General features: G+C 68.5%; 23 protein-coding genes. 13 read left to right on the forward strand and 10 right to left on the reverse strand.

The features are described from left to right. Positions 1-323 precede the first annotated feature (323 nt). Positions 324-2,123 carry a methyl-accepting chemotaxis protein gene (locus tag DDF67_RS23255; protein ID WP_109455136.1) on the forward strand — a complete coding sequence of 600 codons (1,800 nt, stop codon included), beginning with the start codon at positions 324-326 and terminating at the stop codon, positions 2,121-2,123. Positions 2,124-2,331: 208 nt separating this feature from the next. Here DDF67_RS23255 and DDF67_RS23260 read toward each other — a convergent pair whose 3' ends face one another. Next, positions 2,332-4,458 (reverse strand): M3 family metallopeptidase, encoded by a 2,127-nt coding sequence (locus DDF67_RS23260; RefSeq protein ID WP_109455137.1) that lies wholly within the window; start codon positions 4,456-4,458, stop codon positions 2,332-2,334. A gap of 133 nt (positions 4,459-4,591) precedes the next feature. Between DDF67_RS23260 and DDF67_RS23265 the strand changes: the two genes are divergently transcribed. Together DDF67_RS23265 and DDF67_RS23270 are read left to right on the forward strand one after the other, a co-directional pair. Continuing rightward, positions 4,592-5,443, forward strand: a complete 852-nt coding sequence (locus DDF67_RS23265; protein WP_109455138.1) for a glutamate racemase — start codon at positions 4,592-4,594, stop codon at positions 5,441-5,443. Between the two features lie 74 nt (positions 5,444-5,517). Further along, a complete protein-coding gene (locus tag DDF67_RS23270) occupies positions 5,518-6,051 on the forward strand; it encodes an SRPBCC family protein (protein ID WP_109455139.1) in 534 nt (177 codons plus the stop codon). A 4-nt stretch (positions 6,052-6,055) separates the two neighbouring features. Here the strand turns inward: DDF67_RS23270 and DDF67_RS23275 are convergent, their stop codons facing one another. From DDF67_RS23275 to DDF67_RS23300, 6 genes are all read right to left on the reverse strand, one after another. Continuing rightward, entirely contained in the window at positions 6,056-6,424 is a 369-nt protein-coding gene (locus DDF67_RS23275) for a hypothetical protein (RefSeq protein WP_146198076.1), read from the reverse strand. Positions 6,425-6,479: 55 nt separating this feature from the next. Further along, positions 6,480-7,565: a GNAT family N-acetyltransferase gene (locus DDF67_RS23280; protein ID WP_109455141.1), complete on the reverse strand. Its 1,086-nt coding sequence runs from the start codon at positions 7,563-7,565 to the stop codon at positions 6,480-6,482. Between the two features lie 94 nt (positions 7,566-7,659). Beyond that, positions 7,660-9,804, reverse strand: a complete 2,145-nt coding sequence (locus DDF67_RS23285; protein ID WP_109455142.1) for a prolyl oligopeptidase family serine peptidase — start codon at positions 9,802-9,804, stop codon at positions 7,660-7,662. Then, on the reverse strand, positions 9,805-11,982 hold the full coding sequence (locus tag DDF67_RS23290; RefSeq protein ID WP_233247746.1) for a prolyl oligopeptidase family serine peptidase: 2,178 nt from the start codon (positions 11,980-11,982) through the stop codon (positions 9,805-9,807). A 94-nt stretch (positions 11,983-12,076) separates the two neighbouring features. After that, complete coding sequence (locus tag DDF67_RS23295) at positions 12,077-12,853, reverse strand: ion channel (protein ID WP_109455144.1); 777 nt, start codon at positions 12,851-12,853, stop codon at positions 12,077-12,079. Between the two features lie 108 nt (positions 12,854-12,961). Next, positions 12,962-13,384 (reverse strand): hypothetical protein, encoded by a 423-nt coding sequence (locus tag DDF67_RS23300; RefSeq protein WP_146198077.1) that lies wholly within the window; start codon positions 13,382-13,384, stop codon positions 12,962-12,964. A 116-nt stretch (positions 13,385-13,500) separates the two neighbouring features. On the opposite strand from DDF67_RS23300, the gene dapF reads away from it, so the two are divergent. The 4 genes from dapF to DDF67_RS23320 are packed head-to-tail and all read left to right on the forward strand — an operon-like array spanning position 13,501 to position 17,490. After that, positions 13,501-14,355 carry a diaminopimelate epimerase gene (gene dapF, locus DDF67_RS23305; RefSeq protein ID WP_109455146.1) on the forward strand — a complete coding sequence of 285 codons (855 nt, stop codon included), beginning with the start codon at positions 13,501-13,503 and terminating at the stop codon, positions 14,353-14,355. Further along, positions 14,268-15,179, forward strand: coding sequence for an SDR family NAD(P)-dependent oxidoreductase (locus DDF67_RS23310; RefSeq protein WP_109455147.1), 912 nt, complete (start codon positions 14,268-14,270; stop codon positions 15,177-15,179). Before dapF ends, DDF67_RS23310 begins: the two co-directional genes overlap by 88 nt. Next, on the forward strand, positions 15,176-16,507 hold the full coding sequence (gene mtaB / locus DDF67_RS23315; protein WP_109455148.1) for a tRNA (N(6)-L-threonylcarbamoyladenosine(37)-C(2))-methylthiotransferase MtaB: 1,332 nt from the start codon (positions 15,176-15,178) through the stop codon (positions 16,505-16,507). Before DDF67_RS23310 ends, mtaB begins: the two co-directional genes overlap by 4 nt. Continuing rightward, positions 16,504-17,490, forward strand: coding sequence for an endonuclease/exonuclease/phosphatase family protein (locus DDF67_RS23320; protein WP_233247747.1), 987 nt, complete (start codon positions 16,504-16,506; stop codon positions 17,488-17,490). The genes mtaB and DDF67_RS23320 overlap by 4 nt, the downstream gene beginning before the upstream one ends. A gap of 3 nt (positions 17,491-17,493) precedes the next feature. Here the strand turns inward: DDF67_RS23320 and DDF67_RS23325 are convergent, their stop codons facing one another. Further along, positions 17,494-17,904 (reverse strand): thermonuclease family protein, encoded by a 411-nt coding sequence (locus DDF67_RS23325; protein ID WP_109455149.1) that lies wholly within the window; start codon positions 17,902-17,904, stop codon positions 17,494-17,496. A gap of 167 nt (positions 17,905-18,071) precedes the next feature. Here DDF67_RS23325 and DDF67_RS23330 point away from each other — a divergent pair, with 167 nt between their 5' ends. Next, entirely contained in the window at positions 18,072-18,506 is a 435-nt protein-coding gene (locus tag DDF67_RS23330) for a GFA family protein (RefSeq protein ID WP_109455188.1), read from the forward strand. Between the two features lie 33 nt (positions 18,507-18,539). Here DDF67_RS23330 and DDF67_RS23335 read toward each other — a convergent pair whose 3' ends face one another. Further along, positions 18,540-19,169 carry a trimeric intracellular cation channel family protein gene (locus DDF67_RS23335; RefSeq protein ID WP_109455150.1) on the reverse strand — a complete coding sequence of 210 codons (630 nt, stop codon included), beginning with the start codon at positions 19,167-19,169 and terminating at the stop codon, positions 18,540-18,542. A gap of 114 nt (positions 19,170-19,283) precedes the next feature. Between DDF67_RS23335 and ftsY the strand changes: the two genes are divergently transcribed. The 5 genes from ftsY (at position 19,284) to xth (ending at position 23,414) form a co-directional block, all read left to right on the forward strand. After that, on the forward strand, positions 19,284-20,225 hold the full coding sequence (gene ftsY / locus DDF67_RS23340; protein ID WP_109455151.1) for a signal recognition particle-docking protein FtsY: 942 nt from the start codon (positions 19,284-19,286) through the stop codon (positions 20,223-20,225). Between the two features lie 4 nt (positions 20,226-20,229). Then, a complete protein-coding gene (locus DDF67_RS23345) occupies positions 20,230-20,838 on the forward strand; it encodes an inner membrane-spanning protein YciB (RefSeq protein WP_199229320.1) in 609 nt (202 codons plus the stop codon). A gap of 136 nt (positions 20,839-20,974) precedes the next feature. Continuing rightward, complete coding sequence (locus tag DDF67_RS23350; RefSeq protein ID WP_109455152.1) at positions 20,975-21,544, forward strand: MarR family winged helix-turn-helix transcriptional regulator; 570 nt, start codon at positions 20,975-20,977, stop codon at positions 21,542-21,544. Positions 21,545-21,706: 162 nt separating this feature from the next. Further along, positions 21,707-22,357: an outer-membrane lipoprotein carrier protein LolA gene (locus tag DDF67_RS23355; RefSeq protein ID WP_109455153.1), complete on the forward strand. Its 651-nt coding sequence runs from the start codon at positions 21,707-21,709 to the stop codon at positions 22,355-22,357. A gap of 250 nt (positions 22,358-22,607) precedes the next feature. Further along, positions 22,608-23,414 carry an exodeoxyribonuclease III gene (gene xth, locus DDF67_RS23360; RefSeq protein WP_109455154.1) on the forward strand — a complete coding sequence of 269 codons (807 nt, stop codon included), beginning with the start codon at positions 22,608-22,610 and terminating at the stop codon, positions 23,412-23,414. 34 nt (positions 23,415-23,448) lie between these two features. On the opposite strand, the gene dnaQ is transcribed toward xth, so the two are convergent. Beyond that, positions 23,449-24,174, reverse strand: coding sequence for a DNA polymerase III subunit epsilon (gene dnaQ / locus DDF67_RS23365; RefSeq protein WP_109455155.1), 726 nt, complete (start codon positions 24,172-24,174; stop codon positions 23,449-23,451). Positions 24,175-24,204: the final 30 nt, after the last annotated feature.

The following is a 24,204-nucleotide window of genomic DNA, read 5'->3' on the forward strand; positions in this document are numbered from 1 at the left end:
CCCCCGGTTGCGGCCATGCGCGGTTCTTTATCCCACGATTCCCGCCTGGCGCGTATAGATCGAAAATTCCCCAGTATGGCGACTTCGATCCAAATGCGCCGACAAGTAATCAGCATACGGATCAATATTCGTAGACTCGCTCTACTGAGTCCACCTCTGCGGCGAGATGACGCACGATCGCGCTATTTCTTTCCTGAACAGCGATTTCGCACGCCGAAACAATCGAGGATGACGCTCAAACGACGCCATCCGTGTTCATGAATAAATTCCATTAATTCTATCGAGCGAAAATCTTCCCAATTCTATCCTGGGAAGTTCTCTAGATGCTCAGCAACCTCAAGGTGGCGCATAAGCTGGTGGTCGCCTTCGCCGTCCTGGTGGCGGCCGTGGCCGGCGCCGGCGTCCTGGCCTGGAACGGCCTGTCGTCGATCCAGCGCGTCACCGCCCTGAACGCCGAGAGCTACGCCTACCGGGCCACGGTCGAGAAGGCCGCGGCCGAACTGGTCGAGCAGCAGAACGCCGCCCGCGGCTTCGTGGCCAGCCTCGATCCGTCCTTCATCCAGAAGTACGAGGACTTCCAGGCCAAGTACGACGAGGCGCACCAGACCCTGGGCGCTGGCGCCGAGCAGGAGGACCAGAAGGCCCGTCTGGCCCAGCTCGACCGGGCCGTGGGCGTGTTCCGCACCGAGACCCGCGCCCAGATCGCCGCCGCCCAGGATCCGGGCCAGCTGGAGGCCGCGCGCGTCGGCATCGGCAAGAGCGGTCGCCTGACCAATGTGCGCAAGGCGCTGAAGGCTATCGACGACGCCGAGAGCGCCGAGCTGGCCGACCGCATCAAGGCCCAGGACAGGGCCTTCACCGCCGCGGGCCTTGCCCTGGCCTTGGGCGGCGCGGCCGCCGTGGCCATCGCCGTGCTGATGGGCTGGCTGCTGGCGCGCAGCATCGCCGCCCCGGTCGACGCCATGACCACCGCCATGCGCCGTCTGGCCGGCGGCGACAACGCCGTGGCCGTGCCGGCCCTGGGCCGCCGCGACGAGATCGGGGCGATGGCGCAGGCCGTGCTGACCTTCAAGGACGCCGCCATCGAGAAGCTGCGGGTCGAAGGCGAGGCCGCCGAGCATCGCCGTCAGGCCGAGGTCGAGCGCGGCGCCAACGAGGCCGAGCGCGCCGCCGGGGCCCGCGAGCAGGCCGCCGTCGTGGCCCAGGTCGGCCAGGCGCTGGAGCAGCTGGCGGCCGGCGACCTGACCGCGCGCCTCGACCAGGCCTTCCCGCCCGCCTATCGCAAGCTGCAGAGCGACTTCAACGCCGCCATGGGCCAGCTGCAGGAGACCATGACGACGATCAGCGGCGCGGTCGGCGGCATCCGCGCCGGCTCGGGCGAGATCAGCCACGCGGCCGACGACCTGTCGCGCAGAACCGAACAACAGGCCGCCAGCCTGGAAGAAACCGCCGCCGCCCTGGATGAGATCACCGCCACCGTCCGCCGCGCCGCCGAGGGCGCGGGCCACGCCCGCAAGTCGGTCGACGCCGCCCGCAAGGACGCCGAGGCCGGCGGCGAGGTGGTCCAGCGCGCCGTCGCGGCGATGACGCAGATCGAGGCCAGCTCGCGCGAGATCGGCAACATCATCGGCGTCATCGACGAGATCGCCTTCCAGACCAACCTCCTGGCCCTGAACGCGGGCGTGGAAGCGGCGCGGGCCGGCGACGCGGGCAAGGGCTTCGCGGTCGTGGCGTCGGAGGTGCGGGCGCTGGCCCAGCGCTCGGCCGAGGCGGCCAAGGAGATCAAGGGCCTGATCGGCGCGTCGGGCCAGCAGGTCGACGCGGGCGTGGCCCTGGTCGGCCAGACCGGCGAGGCCCTGCGCCGCATCACCGCCGGCGTGCAGGACATCAATCGCACCGTCGCCGAGATCGCCGCCGGCGCCCAGGAACAGGCCACGGGTCTGGCCCAGGTGAACGTTGCGGTGAACCAGATGGACCAGGCCACCCAGCAGAACGCCGCCATGGTCGAGCAGTCGACCGCCGCCAGCCACTCGTTGTCCAACGAGGCGGCCGAGCTGGCGCGACTGATCAGCCGGTTCAAGGTCGGGACCGGCGTCGCGCAGGCCAGGGCGCGGGCGGCCTAGAGACCCTCTCCCTGAAGGGAGAGGTGTCCGCGAAGCGGACGGAGAGGGAAGTATCCACAAGGTCGGCCGGCGATCGCGGAGGCTGAAAACGCCCCCCTCCGGCGTTTCGCGCCACCTCCCCCAGAGGGGGAGGATCTAGAAAACAAAAACGCCCCGCCCGGGTGACCGGGCGGGGCGCTGTCGTTTCAGCTCAGATCAGAAAACCTGATCAGGCGCCCGGAGGCACCGGGAAGCCGCGGTCGCGCATCAGGGCGCCGATCTTCACGTCCCGGCCGCGGAAGGCGCGGAACTGCTCGGCCGGGTCGACCGAGTTGCCGCGCGACATGATGGTCTTGATCAGCCGCTGGCCGGTGGGCCTGTCGTAGAAGCCGCCCGGGGCCTCCTGGAAGGCCTCGGCGACGTCGGCGGTCAGGGTGTCGGCCCACAGGTAGCTGTAGTAGCCGGCCGAGTAGCCGTCGCCCGAGAACACGTGACCGAACTGCGGCGTGCGGTGCCGCATAACGATCTCCTTGGGCATCTTCAGCTTGGCCAGTTCGTCACGCTCGAAAGCGTCCGGATCGATATCGACGCCGCCCGCCAGGTGCAGCTTCATGTCGATCAGGGCGCTGGCGAGATACTCGGTGGTGTCGAAGCCCTGGTTGAAGGTCGAGGCCTTCTTGATCTTGTCGACCAGGGCCTGCGGGATCGGCTCACCCGTCTTGTAGTGGACGCAGAACTTGTTCAGCACTTCGGGCGTCGACAGCCAGTGCTCGTTCAGCTGGCTGGGGAACTCGACATAGTCGCGGGCGACGTTGGTGCCCGAGACCGTCGGATAGGTGACGTCGCTGTTGAGGCCATGGATGGCGTGGCCGAACTCGTGGAACAGGGTGTTGGCGTCGTCCCACGAGATCAGCACCGGCTCGCCGGGCTTGCCCTCGATGAAGTTGGAGTTGTTGGAGACGATCGTCGAGATCGGCTTCTTGAAGCGCTCCTGGTTGCGGTAGGCGTTCATCCAGGCGCCCGAGCGCTTGCCCTGACGGGCGTAGGGGTCGAAGTACCACAGGCCCACATGCTTGCCGTCGCGCAGCACTTCGTAGACGGTCATGGTCGGGTGATAGACGGGCAGGCCGTCGACCTTCTTGAACTCGAAGCCGTAGACCTGGCCGGCGGCCCAGAACATGCCTTCGCGCAGCTTTTCCAGCTGCATGTACGGCTTCACCTCGTTCATATCGAGGTCGTACTTCGCCTTGCGGACCTTCTCGGCGTAGTAGCGGTAGTCCCAGGGCTCGATCTTGAAGCCGCCCTTCTCTGCGTCGACGATGGACTGCATGTCGGCCACGTCCTTGGCGACCTGCTCGATGGCGGGCGTCCAGACGGCTTCCATCAGGGCCATGGCCTTGTCGGGCGTCTTGGCCATGGCGTTCTCGAGGCGCCAGTGGGCGTGGGTCTCGAAGCCCAGCAGCTTGGCGCGCTCGGCCCGCAGCTTCAGGATCTTGGCGATCAGGGCGTTGTTGTCGGTCGCGCCGCCGTTGTCGCCGCGGTTGACGAAGGCCCGCCAGACCTTCTCGCGGGTGGCGCGCACCGGCGAGTTGGTCAGGTAGGGGTCCACGCTGGAGCGGGTGTTGACGATGATGTTCTTGCCCGGGAGCTTGCGCTGCTCGGCGCTGGAGGCCGTCGCGGCCTTGATGGCGTCGGGCAGGCCGACCAGGTCGGCCGGGGTCAGCTCGATATAGGTCTCTTCGTCGGCCAGCAGGTTCTGGCTGAACTTCGTGAACAGGCCCGACAGCTCGGTGTTGATCGCCGCCACGCGGGCCTTGGCGGCCGGGGCCAGCTTGGCGCCCGAGCGCACGAAGTTGGTGTAGTAGATCCAGACGAGGCGCTGCTGCTCAGGGGTCAGCTTGGCCTTCTCGGGACTGTTGTAGACCGCCTCGATGCGGGCGAAGAGCGCGGCATTCTGGGTGATCTTGTCGCCGATCTCCGAGAACTTGGCGTCGATCGCCGGCTCGATGGCCTGGTACTCGGGCGAGCTCATGTTCGAGCCCCAGATGCCATAGTAGCAGGCGACGTCGGCCAGGGTGCGGCCGGTGTCTTCCAGCGCCGCAATGGTGTTGGCGAAGGTCGGCGCGGCCTTGTTGGCGGCGATGGCGTCGACCTCGGAGAGGTTCCGGGCGATGGCCGTATCGACGGCCGCCGTCAGGTCGGAGACCTTCATCTTGTCGAAGGCGGGAACGCCGCCGTACGGACCGGTCCAGGGAGCGAGCAAGGGGTTGGTCTCCGCGGCGAAGGAAAGGCCGGGCGCGGCGGCGCTCGCGGCGGCGGCCGCGGCGGTCGAAAGAAGGAAGGTGCGACGTTGCACGGAAGGCTCTCCGTTGAGTGTGGCCGGACCCTAGGCCAAGGTCGCGGCCTCGTCACATGACAGGACCGTAACCTTTTCGCGAACCACGCCCGGCGCATGGACGGAACCGCCGACCGGGTCTAATGCTCGCCGCATGACCATCGGCGTCTTCGACTCCGGCGTGGGGGGGCTGAGCGTCCACCGCGCCCTCGTGCAGCGTCTGCCCCAGGCGGACTTCGTCTATCTGGCCGACCAGGCCAACGCCCCCTATGGCGGCCGTCCCGGCGAGGAGATCGTCGACCTGACGCGGGCCGGCTGCGAGCGGCTGTTCGAGGCCGGCGCCAGCCTGGTCGTGCTGGCCTGCAACACCGCCAGCGCCATCGCTCTTCGCCGCCTGCAGCAGACCTGGCTGCCGGGCTATCGCAAGACGCTGGGCCGGCCGGTCAACATCCTGGGCATCATCGTGCCGACCATCGAAGCGGCCACGGGCCTGCCCTGGGAGCATGAGGCCGAGCGCCGCGGCGACAAGGTCGAGCAGTTGGACGTGCTGGGCGTGTTCTCGACGCAGGGCACGACCAATTCGCGCGTCTATGAGATCGAGATCGACAAGCGCAAGCAGGACCTGGCGGTGTTCTCGCAGGCGTGCCCGGACCTGGTGCCGATGATCGAGGCCGACGCCGGCGTGGTCGAACTGGCCAAGGCCGTCGAGGGCTACGTCCAGGCGCTGAAGACCCGCATCGGCCGCTATCCCGACCGCGCGGTGCTGGGCTGCACCCACTACGAGATCATCGCCGACATCTTCCGCGCCGCCCTGCCGGCCGGCACCCCCGTGATCCACCAGCCGCAGTCCACCGCCGACTCCCTGGAGCGCTACCTGGAGCGCCATCCCGAGTACGACCCGGGGACCGGCGGAAGCCGCGTCTTCCTGACCACCGGCCAACCCGGCCCGCAGAACGGCCTCGTCCAGAGCTTCTGGGGCGGCCCGCTGGTGTTCGAGAAGGCGTAGGGCGCCAGCGCGAGGGCTTGCCTACCGACCCACGGCGGCGCTTCATCGCGGAACACCGATCCCGGAGACGCGCCATGAAGCTCGCCGCCCCCGTTCTCGTCCTCCTGACCCTGATGTCCGCCGGCGTCGCCCGCGCCGAGGTGGTCGACGCCCAGCCGAATGGTTTCGCGACCAAGCGCTCGGTGGTGATCGCCAAGCCCGCCGCCGAGGTCTGGGCGGCCCTGGTGCAGCCGGCCAGGTGGTGGAGCAGCGACCACACCTGGTCGGGCTCGGCCGCCAACCTGTCGCTGGGCGCGGCCTCGGGGGCCTGCTTCTGCGAGAAGATGCCCAACGGCGGCTCGGTGCTGCACATGACCACCGTCAACGCCCAGCCTGGCAAGCAGCTGACCCTGTTCGGCGGTCTGGGCCCCCTGCAGCTGTCGGGCGCGAGCGGCCACATGATCTGGGCCCTGGCCGAGGCCGACGGCAAGACCACCCTGACCTGGAGCTACGACGCCGGCGGCTACATGAACGGCGGCCTCGACAAGATCGCCTCGATCGTCGACCGGGTGCTCGCCCAGCAGCAGGACCGCCTGAAGGCCTATGTGGAGACCGGCAAGGCCGGGTAGGGCCTCAGCGCGCCGCCGGTTCGACCACGACCCAGCCCTCGGCCTGGGGTCGGCCGGGCGGAGCCTGGCTCGACCGCTCGAAGGTCCGCGCCCGAGGCGTCCATTCGCCTGGTGCGATCCGCAGGGCCGTCTCATAGACGCATCGGAAGCGGCCGCCTTCGGCCGGATGACAGCGAAGGTCGCGCACCCCGATGCGGGCGGCGCGGGCCATGCCGGCGCTATCGCCGACCCCCACGGCCTGGATGTCCTCGATGGCGGCTATACCGGTCTCGATGCGCGCGACAGCCCGAACGTTGGGCGGCGCGTCGGCGGGAGACGCCACCGAAACGCAGCCGCCCACACACAGCACCGTCAGCAGAAGCAGCCGCCGCATGGTCATACTCCCGTTCCCGCCGGCAGCTTAGCCGGCGCGCGAGACTTGGCCAGCCTCAGTGCAGGCCGCGCAGCAGGTCGATGCGGCGCATGGCCTTGCCCGGCAGCTGCGACATGCGGCCCAGCGGCAGGGCCTCGGCGACCTGGCGCACGCCCCACGCGGCCGAGCGCACGAAGGTGGCCGGCGAAGGCGCGCCGTAGAAGCCGAACACCACGGTCTGGCGGGCGTTGGAGAGCTCGCGCTTGAAGCGGTAGTCCCCGGTGCCCAGGTCCAGCCGGTGGTAGGACCCGGCGTTCATGCCCTTCAGAATGTCCTGAAACAGCAGCAGGCCGGGCGAATAGCGGTCGAACTTGGCGTTGTGGGCGATCAGCCAGCCGTGGATCGTGTGCTTGCCGCGCAGGTGCAGGTGCACGGCCGCCAGCTCATCGCCCAGATGCAGGGTGTAAAGCCCGCCGCCGAAATCGCCGTCGCGGCGCTCGAACAGGTCGGTGACCAGCTTGGTGACCCAGTCGGTCTTGAAGAGGTCGGTCTGGCCGGTGGCCAAGAGCTGCTCGCGCTTCCAGGCGATCAGCTGGTCGAAGTCGGCGCGGCTGTCCGACATCGGGGTGTAGCGACAGGGTCCGACCTCGCGCTCGGCCTTGCGGCGCTTCTTGTCGATATCCTTGAGCACGCCCACCCCGGCGGTCTTGCGATCGGCCGCATAGGCCTCGTAACCGGCCGAGACGTCGACGATCCACGAGTCCGCCTGGCCCCGACCGTGCCGGGCCAGCGTCTCGTCGTCGGCCAGCATGTGGCAGAAATCCAGGCGCTGGGCCTTCAGGGCCGCCAGCAGGTGGCGCGGATCGACGGCCACGTCGGACGCCGACACCAGGGCCTGATAGTCGCACATCGGCGCCCCGGCGGGCATGGCCACGCCGGCCTTGATGCGCGCGGGCAGGAAAGCCAGGGCCTGGCCGTCGTCGCCGCGGATCACGGCGACCTTCACGCGGTCGCCCTTCTCGCCCTGGGCGATGGCGACGGCCTTGGCCCATTCGGGCGACAGGAAAGGAGAATCCAGGCGCGGCTGCAAAGTCTGCAGGTCGGTCCAGCGCGCGCTGTCCTCCGGCGTAAGCTGCAGGGCCTCGACGACGTCGATCTTCACGGGCGCCCCCCGAGCGCTGATCACGGACCTCCAGAAAGGCCGTCCGTGATCATGACGCTCAGAGATTGCAGTCCGGTTTACGGACCTTGCGCGATCAGTCCATCAGTTTGCGGGTCAGATACGTGTACTCGAGCGACACCCGGCGGGCGGTCTCGGCGAGGTTGGCGCTGGCGGCATGACCGCCGTCGACGTTCTCGTAGTAAAGCACCGGATAACCCAGGGCCTCGAGCCGGGCCGCGGCCTTGCGGGCATGGGCCGGGTGCACCCGGTCGTCCTTGGTCGAGGTCTCGATGAACACCTCGGGATATTTCTGACCGGCCTTGAGGTTCTGGTAGGGCGAGTATTTCTCGATCACCGCCAGGTCGGACGGGATCTGCGGATCGCCGTATTCGCCCATCCACGACGAGCCCGCGCCGATCTGGCTGTAGCGGACCATGTCGAACAGCGGCACCTGGATGACGATGGCGTTGTAGAGCTCCGGACGCTGGGTCAGGGCCACGCCCATCAGCAGGCCGCCGTTCGACCCGCCCATGATCCCCAGGCGCCGGGGCGAGGTGATCTTGCGGGCGATCAGGTCCTCGGACACCGCGAAGAAGTCGTCATAGACCCGCTGGCGGTTGGCCTTCAGGCCCTGCTCGTGCCAGCCGGGACCAAACTCGCCGCCGCCGCGGATGTTGGCCACCACATAGGCGCCGCCGCGCTCCAGCCACAGCTTGCCCATGGTGGGCGAATAGCCCGGCGTCATCGACGCCTGGAAGCCGCCGTAGGCGTAGAGCAGGGTCGGGGTCGAGCCGTCGTACTTGGTGTTCTTGGGGCGGACCAGGAAGTAGGGGATCCTGGTTCCGTCCTTCGAGGTCGCCTCGAACTGCTCGACCACATGGGTCGAGGCGTCGAACTTGGCCGGGGCGGCCTTGACCTGGTCGAGCTTGCCGGTGGCCGCGTCGGCCAGCCAGTAGGTCGTGGGGGTCAGGTAGCCGGTCACGCTGACGAAGATGCGGTCGTCCTTGTCCGAGGCCGAACCCAGGCTGACCGTCGAGTTGGCCGGCAGGTCGAGCTTGGCGCGGGTCCAGGCGCCGTCCTTGACGTCATAGGCGTAGGCCGCGCCCTTGACGTTCTCGAACAGGGCCACGACCAGCCGGTCGCGGGTGGCGCTGACGCCCTGGACGGACTCCCGGGCCGTGGGCCGCAGGATCAGCGCGGCCGTCGCCTTGGCCGGATCGGCCTTCAGCGACGCCAGATCGAAGGCGGCCAGGTCGCCGGTCTTCAGGTTTTGCTCGGCCCAGTCCTGCTCGACGCTGAACACAAGCTGGCCCTTGACCAGGGCCTGGATCGACGACTTCAGCGGGAAAGGCAGCTTCACCGTCGTTTCGCCGGTCACCAGGTGGGTCTCGGCGTTGAAGGTGTCGAGCGGGCGCAGCACGAAAACCGCCCGCACCACGCCGTCATGGTCGCGCAGGGCGTAAGGGCTGACGCCATAGCCGCCGTCGTCCTTGGCGCCGCGATAGACCTCCCTGGCGGCCGACAGGGGCTGACCGCGTTTGACCAGTTTGACCACGTAGGGATAGCCGGACGTCGTCACCTCGCCAGGCGTCCAGTCGGTGGCGACGATCAGGGTGTCCTTGTCGATCCAGTCGAACCGATGCTTGCCCTCGGGAAGCTCGAAACCGCCGGCGACGAACGCTTTGGTCTTGGTGTCGTACTCGCGCACGACCACGGCGTCCTTGCCGCCGTTCGACAGCGAGACCAGGCAATACCGGCTTTCCGGCGCCAGGCAGTCGGCGCCCTTCCAGACCCAGTTCTTGCCTTCCGCCTTGGCCAGGGCGTCAAGGTCGAGGATCGTCGACCAGGCCGGCTGGGCGGTGCGGTAGCTGGCCAGGGTCGTGGTGCGCCAGACGCCGCGCACGTGATCGGCGTCCTGCCAGTAGTTCCGCAGGTCGTCCTCGGCCACGAACGACACGCCGGGGATCCGGTCCTTGGCGTTGACGATGGTCAGGGCGGCGTCGTGCAGGCCGGCGTAGCGGCCGTCGCCCTGCAGCACCGGCAGGGTGCGGTCGTTCTGGGCCTTGGCCCAGTCAAGCGCGCGCTGGCCCTCGATCTCCTCCATCCAGATGTAGGGATCGTCCTTGCCGAGTTCGGCCAGCGGGGTGCGGGCGGCGGCGGGCGCGGTGTCGGGGGCGGCGTGGGCGGAAACGGTCATGAGGCTCGTGGCGGCGAGGAGGGCCAGGGTGAACTTGCGCATCTAGTGGTCCATCAGCTGGCGCGACAGGTAGGTGTAGTGCAGCGCCCAGCGCTTGGCGTTGGCCGCCGGGTCGGCGCCGTTGGCGTGACCGCCGTCGGTGTTCTCGTAGTACATGTAGGGCTGGCCCAGATCGGCCAGCCGGGCTGAGAACTTGCGGGCGTGACCGGGGTGCACCCGGTCGTCCTTGGTCGAGGTGGTGATGTAGGCCAGCGGGTATTTCACCCCGGCCTTCAGGTTCTGATACGGGCTGTACGTCGAAATCCAGGCGCGTTCGGCCGGGATGGCCGGGTCGCCGTATTCGCCGATCCACGAGGCCCCGGCCGGCAGCTGGGTGTAGCGGATCATGTCGAGCAGCGGGCTTTCCACCACCACGGCGTTCCAGAGGTCGGGCCGCTGGGTCAAAGCAACGCCCATCAAGAGGCCGCCGTTCGACCGGCCATACGCGCCCAGGTGGCGCGGGCTGGTGACCTTGGTCGAGATCAGGTTCTCGGCCACGGCGAAGTAGTCGTCATAGGCCCGCTGGCGGTTGGCCTTCAGCGCCGCCTCGTGCCAGGCCGGACCGAACTCGCCGCCGCCCCGGATATTGGCCACGGCGTAGGAACCGCCGCGCTCCAGCCACAGCTTTCCGATCAACGGGTCGTAGACCGGCAGCTTGGAGATCTGGAAGCCGCCGTAGGCGTGCAGCAGGGTCGGGGCCGAACCGTCCGGCTTGGCGCCCTTCTGGCTGACCAGGAAATAGGGGATCCTGGTCCCGTCCTTGGAGGTCGCTTCCTTCTGCTCCACCTGCAGTTTGGAGGCGTCGAAGCGGGCCGGCAGGGTCTTGACCGTCTCGGCGCCGGCCTTGGTCGCGTCGGCCAGCTTCAGCTGGGTCGGGGTGATGAAGCCCTCGACCGTGTAGAACACCTGGTCGCCCGCATCGGCCGTGGCGACGATCGAGACGGCGGCGTTGTCCAGGCCGGGCAGGCCCTGGCCGCGCCAGCCGAACTCGCCATGGTCGCTGAAGCTGCGGATGCCGCCCTTGACGTTGTCATAGATCACCGCGACCACGCGGTTGTCGGTCACCGCCACCTGGTCGATCGACTGGCGCGCGCCGGGCGCGAAGATCGTGCAGGGGTCGCAGTCGTTGCTGATGACGATGTCGCCGGTGGAGGACGGCGGCTTGGGCAGCAGGGCCTTGGGGCTGACCGAGACCAGCGAGCCGGCCGGGAAGTTGCGGCCCAGCGACGGCATCGGCTCGTAGTTCCAGGCCTCCTCGACCGTCAGGATCAGGTCGCCGCCGACCATGCCGCGGATCGACGAGCGCTCGGGGATCGGCAGCAGAGTCGCCTTGCCCGCGTCGTCGAGCAGGAAGGTCTTGGTGTGGAAGAAGTCGGTGGCGCGCTCGATCAGCACCACGCGGTTACCCTTGGCGTCGCGCAGCACGTGCGGACGGGCGCTGACGTCGGCCTTCTCGCCGCGGAAAACCTCGACGGCCTGCTCCAGGGCCTGGCCGCGCTTGAGGGTCTTGACCACCATGCCGTAGCCGCTGTCGGTGGTCGTGCCCGCGCCCCAGTCGCGGGTCAGGATCAGGGTGTCGGCGTCCAGCCAGTCGATGGTCTGCTTGCTCTCGGGCAAAAAGAAACCGCCCTTGACGAAGGTCTTGGTCGTCAGATCGAACTCGCGCACCTCAACGGCGTCCTTGCCGCCGTTCGACAGGTTGATCAGGCACCGGTCATGGGTCTTGGGACGGCAGTCAGCGCCCTTCCAGATCCAGTTCTTGCCTTCCGCCTTGGCGAGAGCGTCGAGGTCGATCACCGTCTCCCACTTGGGGTCGGCCGAGCGATAGCTTTCCAGGCTGGTGCGCCGCCAGACGCCGCGCACGTGGTCGGCGTCCTGCCAGAAGTTGAACACGCTGGTCCCGACGAAGCTTGGGGCCGCGATGCGGTCCTTGGCGGCCAGCACCTTCAGGGCCGCGTCGTGCAGGCCCTGGTAGCGCGCGTCGCCGGTCAGGGCGGGCAAGGTCTTGGCGTTCTCGGCCTTGACCCAGTCCAGCGACGAGGGCGTCTCGACGCCTTCCAGCGCCAGGTGAGGATCGGCGGGCTCCTGGGCGCGGGCGGGGCCGGCGGCGAGGAGGGCGAGGGCCAGGGCGGCGGGCGAAACGGAACGGAGCGTCAGCATGGCGGGGGACGTTAATGCCATTCCCGCCGCTGACTAGGCCATTTTTGACCTCGGCGGAGTCACGGTCTCACTTTCCGTAAAATCGCTTTCGCGGGGATTTTGCGGGTTATGGGTTTCAGACCCCGTCGTCGGGAATGCACAGCAGCTTGCCGCAGGCCTTGCAGTGCACCGAGTCGGGATCGTGCTTGCGCAGGCCGCAGTCGGGGCAGGGGAAGGTGACCTTGTGCGGCCGCAGGATCGACTGGATCAGGCCGATGAACAGCGACACCCCGCCGATCATAACCGCCATCGACAGCAGCTTGCCCCACACCCCCGGCAGGGTGACGTCGCCATAGCCTGTGGTCGTCAGGCTGGTGACGGTGAAGTAGAGCGCGTCCACATAGCCGGCGATGCCCTCGTGCCGCCCCGCGAAGCTGGAATAGACGAAGCCCGTCACCACGAAGACGAAGGTCAGCAGCGACGAGGCCGCCCGGGTGATGTCCTCGATGCGGGTGTCGTCGTAGCGCCGGGCCACGGTGCGCCAGAAGAACTCGCTGTGCACCAGGGTCCACAACCGCAGCACCCGCAGGAAGCCGAAATTGAACAGCCAAGCGGGGAACATCAGCGTGGCCAGCACGAAGAGGTCGATCCAGGTGATCGGCTTCTTCAGCCAGCTTTTCATGTCGCCATGGGCGATGGCGCGGGCGATGAGGTCGGCGGCCAGGAACGTCGCGACCCCATAGTCGATCAGGTAGAACGTCACCCCATGGTGATGCATCAGCGGCGCGGCCACGAAGAAGCCGATGATGATCAGGTCGATCAGGATCACCGCGTAGCGGAACCGCACCGCCGTCGGCGAAGCGCCGTGATAGAGGGCCCGCAGCCGGGCGCGCAGACGCAGCTCCTCAGCCATTGTCGGCGACCAGCCGCAGCGGCGCGCGCCTGGCTTCCTCCAGCGCTGGCGGCGGGCCGCCGACCAGGGTCAGGGCCGTCTCGTAGCCGCCGCCGAAATCGACGCGGGTCATGGTGTCGAGCTGGCGCGCGGTCGGCTCGCGCTCCCAGACGGCGCCGGGATGTCCTGCATCCAGACCACCCCGCCCTCGATGCTGATGATCGCGCCGATGTAGCAGACGTCCGGCCTGGCGGCTTCGGCATGGACCGTGACGACCGGAAACAGGCGGCCGGCCGTCGCCAGTATGTCGCCGATGCTGTTGAGCGCCACCGCCGGCGTCTCGGGAAAGGCGTCGCCGCGCTTCTCGAGGGCCGCCTCGACGAACTCGGGATAGGGCGCGGGCTCCAGGTTCTTGACGTCGGCCAGGCGATAACAGCCGAAGCCGTTGTAGCGGATGTGGTCGCTGACCTCGCAGAGCATCAGGAAGGCCGGCCCGACACCGACCACATAACCTCTGACCCAGCCGTCCTCGAAGCGCCGGTGGAAGCGCATGAGCCGGCGCTCCTGCATGGCGCTCGTCAGTTGTTCGCGAATATCCGTAGCCGTCATCTCACTGCGTCGTCCCGCTGCGGTGCATTCTGCGTCGCTTTCGACTATATAGCCCGGCCATGAGCCGCACCTTCCTGAAGATGAACGGGCTCGGCAACGACTTCGTCGTCATCGAGACCCTCACCCAGCCCTTCGACCCGTCCGCCGAGGAGATCCGCGCGATCGCCAAACGCGGCCAGGGCGGGATCGGCTGCGACCAGGTCGTGGCCATCGATCCGCCGAAGTCGGAAGGCGCCTCGGCCTATGTGCGTTTCTGGAACGCCGACGGCGAGGAAGCCGGCGCCTGCGGCAACGGCACGCGCTGCGTGGCCTGGCTGCTGATGCAGTCGGGCGGCAAGGACCATGTGGCCTTCGACACCAGCGCCGGACGCCTGTCGGGCGTCATGGCCGGCGACAAGCGCGTCACCGTCGACATGGGTCCGCCGCGCCTGGACTGGAACCAGATCCCGCTGTCCGAAGAGATGGACACCGCCCGCGTCGAGCTGCAGGTCGGCCCGATCGACGCCCCGTGGGTGCATACCCCGGTCTGCGTCTCGATGGGCAATCCCCACGTGGTGTTCTTCGTCGACGCCCCGGTGACCGACGAATTCGCGCAGAAGACCGGCAGCCTCGTGGAGCACCACCCGCTGTTCCCGGAAGGCGTCAATGTCGGCTTCGCCCACGTCGTCTCGCGCGATCACATCAAGCTGAAGGTCTGGGAACGGGGCGCGGGCCTCACCGCCGCCTGCGGCACCGGCGCCTGCGCCGCCCAGGTCGCCGCCGTGCGCCGGGGCCTGACCGATCGGGTCGCCACCGTCGAGTTCGAGAGCGGCCCGCTGGTCATCGAGTGGCGCGAGGCCGACGGCCACGTGATCATGACCGGCCCCGTGGCCCTGGAGTTCACCGGCAAGCTGCCCGAGACCGTGTCGGCATGAGCGAGCTGCACCCTGCCCTGACGCCCGGCAAGACCGCTGTCGTCACCGGCGCGGCCGACGGCATCGGCCTGGCCGCCGCCAAGGCCTTCGCCGATCTTGGCCTCAACGTGGTCATGGCCGACGTCACCGGCCGAAAGCTTAAAGCAGAAGCCGAGGCCATCGGCGCCCTGGCCGTGCCCACCGACGTGGCCGACCGCGCCGCCGTCGAGGCCTTGCGCGACGCCGCTATCGAACGCTTCGGCGCCGTCGATGTCCTGATGAACAACGCCGGCGTGGGCGGCGGCGGCGACGCCTTCTCGGGCGACGACGCCTGGAAGCGGATCCTCGACGTCAACCTGTGGGGCGTGATCAACGGCGTCCAGGTGTTCGGCGAGGAGATGGCCGAAAGCGGCCGTCCCGGCCTGATCATCAACACCGGCTCCAAGCAGGGCATCACCCAGCCGCCGGGCGACACGGCCTACAACGTCTCCAAATCAGCGGTGAAGGCGCTCACCGAGGGCCTCGCCCACACCCTGCGCGAGATCGTCGACTGCCAGGTGACCGCCCACCTGCTGATCCCGGGCTACACCTTCACCGGCATGACCAAGCGCGGCCCGGGCGGCAAGCCCGACGCGGCCTGGACGCCCGAGCAGGTCGTCCATTTCATGCTGGCCCGCATCGCCGCCGGCGACTTCTACATCCTGTGCCCGGACAACGACGTGCCGCGCGCACTGGACGAAAAGCGCATGGCCTGGACCATGGGCGACGTCATCGAGAACCGCCCGGCACTGTCGCGCTGGCACGACGACTGGAAGGACGCCTTCGCGGCGTTCATCAGGTCATGACCGTCTACACCGTCATCAAGGCCACCCCCGCCCCCAAGCCGGAAGTCGGCGAGGAGGGCGGTCCGGCCGTTACCATGCCCGGCGCCAACGGCGTGGACGTCGTCACCTTCGGCTGCCGCCTGAACGCCTACGAGAGCGAGGCCATGCGCGCCCGCGCCGCCGCGGATGGTCTTTCGGACGCCGTGGTCTTCAACACCTGCGCGGTGACCAACGAGGCCGTGCGCCAGGCCCGACAGGCGATCCGCAAGGCCCGCCGCGAGCGCCCGGACGCGCGGATCATCGTCACCGGCTGCGCCGCCCAGATCGACCCGGCGGCCTTCGCCGCCATGCCGGAAGTCGACCTCGTGCTCGGCAACGCCGAGAAGGCCGCCCCCGGCGCCCTGGTCGAGACCACGGCCCGCGTGCGGGTCAACGACATCATGTCGGTCAAGGAGACCGCCGGTCACCTGATCGACGGCCTGAAGGACCGCGCCCGGGCCTATGTCGAGGTGCAGAACGGCTGCGATCACCGCTGCACCTTCTGCATCATCCCCTATGGCCGCGGAAACTCGCGCTCGGCCCCGGCCGGCGAAGTTGTCGAGCAGGTGCGCAAGCTGGCGGCGGAGGGTTATCGCGAGGTCGTGCTGACCGGCGTCGACGTCACCTCCTGGGGCGCCGACCTGCCGGGCGAGCCGACCCTGGGCCAGCTGGTGGGCCGCATCCTGCGCATGGTCCCCGACCTGCCCCGCCTGCGCCTGTCGTCGATCGACGCCGCCGAGATCGATCCGGATCTCCTGAAGCTGTTCGCCGAAGAGCCGCGTCTGATGCCGTACCTGCACCTTTCCTTGCAGGCTGGCGACGACCTGATCCTCAAGCGCATGAAGCGCCGGCACAATCGCACCGACGCGCTGAACCTGGTGGCCAGCGTACGGGCCGTGCGCCCGGACGTGGCCTTCGGCGCCGACCTGATCGCAGGCTTCCCGACCGAGAGCGAGGAAGCCTTCGAAAACACCGTCCGCCTCGTCGAGGAGGCGGGCCTGGCCTTCCTGCACGTCTTCCCCTACAGCGCCCGCCCCGGGACGCCGGCCGCGCGGATGCCGCCGGTCAAGGGTCCGGTGATCAAGGATCGCGCCCGCCGCCTGCGCGAGGCCGGCCAGCGCGGCCTGGAGCGCCACCTGCAATCGCAGGTCGGCCGCGTGCTGCCGGGCCTGGTCGAGCGCGACGGCCTGGCCCGGGCCGAGGACTTCACCGAGATCGCCTTCACCGGCGAGGCGCCGGCCGGCGAGATCGTGGCCTTCCGGGTCACCGGCCATGACGGCGCCCGCGTGATCGCCGAGCGAGCGGCTTGAGGCGCGTCCTCGCGGCCATCCTCGCGGCCATCCTCGCGGGTCTGCTCGCGGCGCCGATGGCCGCGCGGGCCGACGACGACGCGTCGGTGACCTTCAGCGTCATGACCTACAACGTCGCGGGCCTGCCGTGGCCGGTGAAGAAGGGTCGCGGCAAGGCCCTCCGGCAGATCGGCGACGAGCTGGCCAGGATGCGCGCCGCCGGAACCGAGCCCGACGTCGTGCTGATCCAGGAGGGTTTCCGCAAGGAGATCGGCGAGCTGATCGACCGCTCGGGCTACCCCTATGTGGCGCGCGGACCCAAGCGCAAGCAGCGTGACGCCAGCCTTTGGGCCAAGGACGAGAAGCCCGACTATCGCCGCGTGGCCTATCGCTGGAAGGGCGAGGGGCTGGGCAAGTGGGGGTCAAGCGGCCTGTGGGTGCTGAGCAACCACCCGATCGAGAACGTGACCTCCCATGCCTATCGCTACTGCGCGGGCCTGGACTGCCTGGCCAACAAGGGCGTCATGCTGGTCAGCCTGAACGTGCCGGGCCTGCCGACCCCGGTCGAGGTGGCCGACACCCACCTCAATTCCAAGGGCGCCTCGCGCGTGCCCCGGTCTCGCAACCGCATGGCCCACCATCTGCAGGCCGACGAGTTCAAGCGCTTCATGGCCGCCGACCGTACGCCCGGCGCGCCGCTGATCGTCGGCGGCGACTTCAACGTCATGCACGCGCCCGATCGCTTCGACTACGTGATGGCCGACTATCCGTTCGAGGTGGTCAGCCGCTGGTGCCACAACCTGCCGGGCGCCTGCGACACCCAGATCTCCTACGACGGCGACGCGCCCTGGCTCGACACCCAGGACCTGATCGGCTTTCTCGACGGCGACAAGGTGGACGTCACGCCCACGCGGGTGGAGGCCACCTTCGACGGCGCCAGGGAGCCGGTGCTGTCGGACCACGATGGCTATCACGTGACCTTCCAGCTGACGCCGAAGACCTAGCGGCTATCGCCGGCCGCCGCGGCCATTGCCGCCCTCGACCCCGCCGCGTGCGCGCAGCAGGTCGCCCAGGGAGGCGCCGTCGATGGTGCAGCGGGCCACCACGCGGTCGTAGGAGTGCTTGATCGCCCGGCATTGCAGGTACTGCCGCCAGACTACGTCCTCGAGCATGGTCTTGGCGGCCCGGCCGCCGGCCGAATGCAGCTCGGGCGCGTAGAAGTCGGAGATCCGCACCTCGATCCAGGTGGCGGGATTGCCGCTCTTGCCCACGCACAGGCTGTCGCCGTCGCCGACATAGCGCACCGGACCATCGAAGCGCGCGCCGGGCGCGGGCAGGGCGCCTTCGCACGGATCTGCCAGGGCGAGGGCGGGCGCGGCCAGGAACGCCGTCGCCAGGATCAGTCGCCATCCTTTCATCGAACCCTCCGACTTGCGCGGGAGGAATCGGTACGCTCTATCGAAGCGGTTGTATTTTCTCACGATTTACTAACTCGAACGCATTACTGGGTCGGTTGGACACTGCGTTGGGCCTTGCTGTCACGCGGGATCTCGCCTCTTTTGCCGCCCTGCTTTTGGAGGGGATCATGGGCTTGAGCGGCGGCTGCCAGTGCGGCGCGGTGCGGTTCCGGGCGGAGGGCCAGCCTGGGCGGGCCTCCATCTGCCATTGCCGCATGTGCCAGAAGGCGTTCGGCGGCCCGTTCGGGGCGTTGGTGACCGTGAACCAAGCCGACCTGACCTGGACACGGGGCGAGCGCGCGACCTTCCAGAGCTCCGACGCGATCCGCCGCGGCTTCTGCGCCGCCTGCGGCACGCCGCTGACCTATGAGTGGAGCCAGGAGAAGATCGACCTGGCGGTCTTCGCCTTCGACGATCCGTCGGCGGTGGAGCCCATCGTGCAGTTGGCGATCGAAACCCGGCCAGCCTGGATGGAGCGCCTGGCCGACATGCCGGTGCGCCCGCCGATGGGCGGATCGGCGAGCCCCGTCGACAGCCGGCAGCATCCTGATCGGGATACGTGAACGCAAACTCCTCCCTGGCTTCGCGAGGGAGAGCTACTGGCTCTTCTCTTCCCCGCCCATGAACCCCGGCAGGCTCCAGCCCAGCTTGATGGCGCCGGCGCGCAGGCAGAAGGCCGCCGTGAAGCCCGCGATCCCGGCCGGCCAGAACGGCACGCGCCACCACTGCAGGATGGCGAACACGGCCGCGCCAAGGAGGGCGGCGGTGATGTAGATCTCGCGGCGCAGCAGCAGGTTCGGCTCCTCCGCCAGCACGTCGCGCACCACCCCGCCGAAGGCCGTGGTGAGCACGCCCATGATCACCGAAGTGAAGGGATGCACGCCCAGGCTCAGGGCCTTGGCCGTGCCGACCACGGCGTAGGCGGCCATGCCCAGGGCGTCGAGCCACAGCAGGGCCCGGAACCGCCAGCCCCGCTGGCCCAGCAGCCAGATCACCAGGGCCGCGGCCAGGCAGGCCAGGATATAGCCCGGCCGCTGGATCCAGAACACAGGCGCGCCGATCAGCAGGTCGCGCAGCGTGCCGCCGCCCACGCCGGTGATCGCGGCGAAGAAACCGAAGGTGATGATGTCGTGCTTTCGCCGCGCGGCCGCCAGCGCGCCGGTCGCGCCGAACACGGCGGCGGCGGCGTAGTCGAGCCAGAAAAGGGCGGCGGCCAAGGGATCCATGTTCTCTAAACGCCATGGTCGGAGCCCAAGCGCAACCGTTCCACCGTCGCCGCGCTAACCTCGAATCGTGAATCTCTTCTTCACTTTTCCCGCCGGGTCGCTACAGGAGCGCGGATGAGCGAAAAGCCCTCGCAGAAACAAGGCTGGTTCCAGCGTCTCACGGCCGGCCTCACCCGGTCGTCGCAGGCGATGACCGAGCAGGTGACCGGCGCCTTCACCAAGAAGCCGCTGGACCAGGAACAGCTGGACGCGCTGGAGGAGATGCTGATCGAGGCGGACCTGGGTCCGCAGATCGCCGCCCGCATCACCGACGCCTTCGGCAAGGCCCGCTTCGGCAAGGCCTCCAGCGACCGCGAGGTCAAGGAAGCCCTGGCCGAGCTGATCACCGCCGAGCTGGCCGACCGCGAAGGCCGCTTCGATCCGCTCGACGGTCCGCGCCCCTATGTCGTGCTGTTCATCGGCGTCAACGGCTCGGGCAAGACCACCACCCTGGGCAAGATCGCCGCCGACCTGACCGAGAAAGGCGCCCGCGTCCTGATCGCCGCCGGCGACACCTTCCGCGCCGCCGCCGTCGAGCAGCTGAAGGTGTGGGCCGACCGGGCCGGCGCCGACTTCATGTCCAAGCCCACCGGCAGCGACGCCGCCGCCCTTGCCTTCGAGGCCGTCGAGCGGGCCAAGGCCGAGGGCTACGACGTCGTCCTGATCGACACCGCCGGCCGCCTGCAGAACAAGCAGGGCCTGATGGACGAGCTCCTGAAGGTCATCCGCGTGGTCAAGAAGGTCGATCCCGACTACCCGCACGAGACCCTGCTGGTGCTCGACGCCACGGTCGGCCGCAACGCCCTTGCCCAGGAAAAGGTGTTCGGCAACAGCGTCGGCGTTTCGGGCATCGTCATGACCAAGCTGGACGGCACCGCCCGCGGCGGCGTGCTGATCCCCGTCGCCCGCGCCTCCGACAGTCCGATCAAGCTGATCGGCGTCGGCGAGGGCGTCGACGACCTGCAGCCGTTCGACGCGCGCGCCTTCTCGCGTTCGCTGGTCGGCCTGGAGGACTGATCCCGTGACGCAGCCCACCTCCGAAGCCAAGAAGAAGTCCGCCTGGGTGCGCACCGCCGTCGACTACGGCGCGCCGATCGCCTTCGCCGTCACCTATTTCGTCACCAAGAACTTCCAGACCGCCACCTGGGTGCTGGTCGCCGCCTCGGCCCTGGCCCTGGCCGTCGGCTACGCCGTCGAACGGCGGGTGGCCCTGCTGCCGCTGTTCTCGGGCGTCATGGCCCTGGTGTTCGGGGTGCTGGGCCTCGTTTTCCACAGCGACGTGTTCGTGAAGATCAAGGTCACCGTCGTGAACGGCGCCCTGGCGGCCTTCATGGTCGGCGGCGTGTTCCTGGGCCGCGCGCCGCTGAAGGCGCTGATGGGCGAGGCGCTGCACATGTCGGACGCCGCCTGGCGGACCCTGACCCTGCGCTATGGCGGCTATTTCGCCCTGGCGGCCATCGCCAACGAAGTGGTGCGCCTGACCCAGGACACCCCCACCTGGGTGAAGTTCCGCATCGCCCTGCTGCCGCTGGCGATCGTCTTCTCACTGACCCAGACGCCCTTCATCATGAAGCACATGGCCAAGCCGGACGACCAGAAGACCCCCGAGCCGCCCGACGCCGGCTTCTGATCCGCCTGCGACGCCCCTCAGTCGCTTCGCGACAGCTCCCCAAAGGGAAGCATCTACCGACCACGGACCATCTGTCGTCAAACCGACGCGTTGGCGTGCTAGCTGGACGTCCGTCAGCGGAAATGGGGCGGACGACATGGCCAAGCACAAGAGTGACAAGGGCGCAACGCGCGAGGTCGGGGTGCTGGACCGCTCGCCCAGCCACCTGCTGCACCGGGTGCTGCAGACCGCCCTCGACATCTATGTGGAAGAGACCGGCGCCGGCGGAATCACCCAGCGCCAGTTCGCGGTTCTGGCCGCCGTGGCCCAGCATGAGGGCGTCACCCAGACGGGCCTGGTGAAGGCCACCGGCATCGACCGCTCGACCCTGGCCGACATGGTCGCCCGGATGATCGCCAAGGGCCACCTGGAACGTCAGCGTTCGGAACAGGACGCCCGCGCCAACTCCGTGCGCCTTACCGAGGCCGGCCGCCTGATCCTGGAAGAGAGCCTGCCGCGCGTGGCCGCCGCCGACGCCCGCATCCTGTCGCTGCTGAAGGCCAGCAAGCGCGACGGCTTCCTCGACCTGCTGGCCGAGATGGCCGCTGTCGACCTGACCGCGCCCCGTCCCGAGCCGAAGGTCAAGAAGCCCAAGGCCGAAAAGGCCGACAAGCCGAAAAAGGAAAAGAAGGCCAAGAAGGACAAGGACGCCAAGAAGGCGGCCTGATCCCGGCTTTCATCCCGCCCCTTGCGCGAAACCTCCGCTGTCCGGCGGCGTTCCTCTCAGCCCCAACCTGAACGGCCCTTCATCGCAGCGCCGGAAAACGGCCCTTCCATGGCCTTTCCCGCGACGCGCGCACAGGGCAAAGGTGGAGGTGAAGGAGTTCGCATGACGCAGACCACTACGAACCGTCGCACCCTGATCGCCGCCGGCGGCGCGGGCCTGATGGCCGCCGCCTTCGGCATGCCGGCGCTGGCCCAGGAGCTGTCGGACGAGGACAAGGCGCTGATCGCCAGGGCCACGGCCTATATCCAGGGCCTGACCAACGCCAAGGGCCGCTTCGTCCAGACCGATCCGCGCGGCGTGACCACCCAGGGCACCCTGTGGCTGCAGCGTCCGGGCAAGGCCCGCTTCGAGTACGATGGCCCCAACGGCCTGCTGGTCGTCAGCAACGGCAACAACGTCAACATCTTCGACAGTCGCCTGAAGACCTTCGAAAGCTATCCGCTGAGCCGCACGCCCCTGGCCTTGCTGCTGGCGCGCGAAGTGCGCCTGGATCGCGGCGTGAAGATCACCAGCGTGCGCAAGCTGGCCGACGGCTTCACGATCGTCGCCCAGGACGCGCGCCGCCAGACCCTGGGCCGGCTGGAAATGAACTTCAGCAGCGAACCCGAGCTGATCGGCTGGACCATCAGTGACGTGAAGGGCGGCCAGACCCGCGTGCGGCTGTCGGGCCTGGAGAAGGTTGGAGCCATCGATCCCAAGCTGTTCGTGCTGACCGATCCGCGCCGCCGCACCGGCAAGCCGGCCACCGGCTGACACCGTGCGAGCCGGTCGGTTTGTGACATTCTCACAACATGCAATAGATAAGCTGTTTTTCACTTGACTAAAAGTTTCTGCGTGGCACTTTTATCACGCATGGCGATGAGCGCCCGACCCGCTCTTCGCAAACCGTGCCGGATCTATCCCCTCCCGGCGGCGGCATGAGAGACCTGACTTTCGCCCGGACGCCTCGCGTGTCCGGGCGTTTTTCTTTGTGGTCGGCGTGCGGTGCAGGTAGGGGAGCGGCATGCGCCTCCGTATCGCCACCTGGAACGTCAATTCCGTCCGCCTTCGCGCCGAACAGGCCGCTCGTTTCGTCGACGAGCAGGCCCCCGATGTCCTGTGCATGCAGGAGATCAAGTGTCAGGACGGCGAGTTCCCGCGCGAGGCCTTCGAGGCCATGGGCCTCCCGCACATCAAGATCGCCGGTCAGAAGGGCTGGCACGGCGTGGCCATCGCCTCGCGCCTGCCGATCGAGGACACGCCCACCCTGATGAACTGCCGCGAGGGCCATGCCCGCTGCGTGGCCGTGAAGGTGGCCGGCGTCGAGATCCAGAACTTCTACATCCCGGCGGGCGGCGATCTGCCCGATCGCGTCGCCAACCCGAAGTTCGACCACAAGCTTGATTTCTACGAGACCCTGACCGCCGCCCTGAAGAAGCGCGATCCCAAGGCGCCGCTGATCGTCACCGGCGACCTGAACATCGCGCCAGGCGAGAACGACGTCTGGAGCCATCGCCAGATGCTGAAGGTGGTCAGCCACACCCCGGCCGAGCTGGAAGCCTTCGACGCCATGATCAAGTCGATGGACCTGCTGGACCTGCCGCGACTGGCCACGCCCGAGCCGGAAAAGCTGTTTTCCTGGTGGAGCTACCGCGCCGCCGACTTCCGCAAGTCCAACCGCGGCCTCCGGTTGGACCACATCCTGGCCAGCCCGGGCCTGCGCGAGGCGGCGATCGTCGATGGCAAAGTCTCGTCCCAGGTGCACGACACGGTGCGCGAATGGGAACGTCCCAGCGACCACGCCCCAGTGACGGCGGATCTGAAGATCTAAAGGCGAGACCGCCCCTTTTCCACCTTCTCCCCGGCTACTCCGCCGGCGGCGAAGCCAGTTCCGGCAGGTCGAACTTCAGCCAGACGGCCTTGTCCTTGAGGGTCGATTTCACCCAGTCGGCGTGCACGGCGCGTTCGGCCTCGGTCGAGCGGAAGGGCAGGGGACGCGGACGGGCGCCGTAGCCGCCGGCGCGGGCGGCGCTGGTGGCCGTGGCCGCCACGGCATGGGTCAGTTCGAGCGCGCGCTCCTTGCCGCCCTGCAGTTCGAGATAGACCTCGGCCAGCAGGTGGGAGTCGATCAGCGCCCCGTGCTTGTCGCGGCTGTCGAGGCTGATCTTGAACCGCTTGCAGAGCGCGTCGAGCGAGTTGTACATGCCCGGGAAGCGCTTCTTGGCCATGGCCAGGGTGTCGACCCAGCGCTCTTCCGGCAGCGGCGGGCGGCCGCACTTCTCCAGCTCGAAATTGACGAAGCTGCGGTCGAACGAGGCGTTGTGGGCGACGACGACGCTGTCGCCGACGAAGTCCAGGAACTTGTCGGCGATCTCGTGGAACTTCGGCTTGCCGGCCAGGAAGGCGGCCGAGAGGCCGTGCACCTTCTCGGCCTCGGCCGGCATGTCGCGCAGCGGGTCGCAATATTCGTGGAACGAGCGGCCGGTGGGCATGTAGTCCACGACCTCGATGCAGCCGATTTCGACCAGGCGGTCGCCCGTCTTCGGATCGAAGCCGGTGGTTTCGGTGTCGAGGATGATTTCCCGGGCCATGACCTTTCAATGGGCCGGTTCGACTCCGGC

This window comes from Caulobacter endophyticus, from assembly GCF_003116815.1.
Classification (GTDB): Bacteria; Pseudomonadota; Alphaproteobacteria; order Caulobacterales; family Caulobacteraceae; genus Caulobacter; species Caulobacter endophyticus.

Excerpts from the sequence above, each read along its gene's own strand:
- DDF67_RS23270 (WP_109455139.1), top strand. The coding sequence starts at position 5,518 with ATGAAGCTCGCCGCCCCCGTTCTCGTCCTCCTGACCCTGATGTCCGCC.
- dapF (WP_109455146.1), top strand. The coding sequence starts at position 13,501 with ATGAGCCGCACCTTCCTGAAGATGAACGGGCTCGGCAACGACTTCGTC.
- DDF67_RS23295 (WP_109455144.1), bottom strand. The coding sequence starts at position 12,853 with ATGGCTGAGGAGCTGCGTCTGCGCGCCCGGCTGCGGGCCCTCTATCAC.
- DDF67_RS23255 (WP_109455136.1), top strand. The coding sequence starts at position 324 with ATGCTCAGCAACCTCAAGGTGGCGCATAAGCTGGTGGTCGCCTTCGCC.
- ftsY (WP_109455151.1), top strand. The coding sequence starts at position 19,284 with ATGAGCGAAAAGCCCTCGCAGAAACAAGGCTGGTTCCAGCGTCTCACG.
- DDF67_RS23300 (WP_146198077.1), bottom strand. The coding sequence starts at position 13,384 with ATGCGCTTCCACCGGCGCTTCGAGGACGGCTGGGTCAGAGGTTATGTG.
- xth (WP_109455154.1), top strand. The coding sequence starts at position 22,608 with ATGCGCCTCCGTATCGCCACCTGGAACGTCAATTCCGTCCGCCTTCGC.
- DDF67_RS23265 (WP_109455138.1), top strand. The coding sequence starts at position 4,592 with ATGACCATCGGCGTCTTCGACTCCGGCGTGGGGGGGCTGAGCGTCCAC.
- DDF67_RS23335 (WP_109455150.1), bottom strand. The coding sequence starts at position 19,169 with ATGGATCCCTTGGCCGCCGCCCTTTTCTGGCTCGACTACGCCGCCGCC.
- DDF67_RS23285 (WP_109455142.1), bottom strand. The coding sequence starts at position 9,804 with ATGCGCAAGTTCACCCTGGCCCTCCTCGCCGCCACGAGCCTCATGACC.
- mtaB (WP_109455148.1), top strand. The coding sequence starts at position 15,176 with ATGACCGTCTACACCGTCATCAAGGCCACCCCCGCCCCCAAGCCGGAA.
- DDF67_RS23350 (WP_109455152.1), top strand. The coding sequence starts at position 20,975 with ATGGCCAAGCACAAGAGTGACAAGGGCGCAACGCGCGAGGTCGGGGTG.
- DDF67_RS23290 (WP_233247746.1), bottom strand. The coding sequence starts at position 11,982 with ATGGCATTAACGTCCCCCGCCATGCTGACGCTCCGTTCCGTTTCGCCC.
- DDF67_RS23330 (WP_109455188.1), top strand. The coding sequence starts at position 18,072 with ATGGGCTTGAGCGGCGGCTGCCAGTGCGGCGCGGTGCGGTTCCGGGCG.
- DDF67_RS23325 (WP_109455149.1), bottom strand. The coding sequence starts at position 17,904 with ATGAAAGGATGGCGACTGATCCTGGCGACGGCGTTCCTGGCCGCGCCC.
- DDF67_RS23355 (WP_109455153.1), top strand. The coding sequence starts at position 21,707 with ATGACGCAGACCACTACGAACCGTCGCACCCTGATCGCCGCCGGCGGC.
- DDF67_RS23275 (WP_146198076.1), bottom strand. The coding sequence starts at position 6,424 with ATGCGGCGGCTGCTTCTGCTGACGGTGCTGTGTGTGGGCGGCTGCGTT.
- dnaQ (WP_109455155.1), bottom strand. The coding sequence starts at position 24,174 with ATGGCCCGGGAAATCATCCTCGACACCGAAACCACCGGCTTCGATCCG.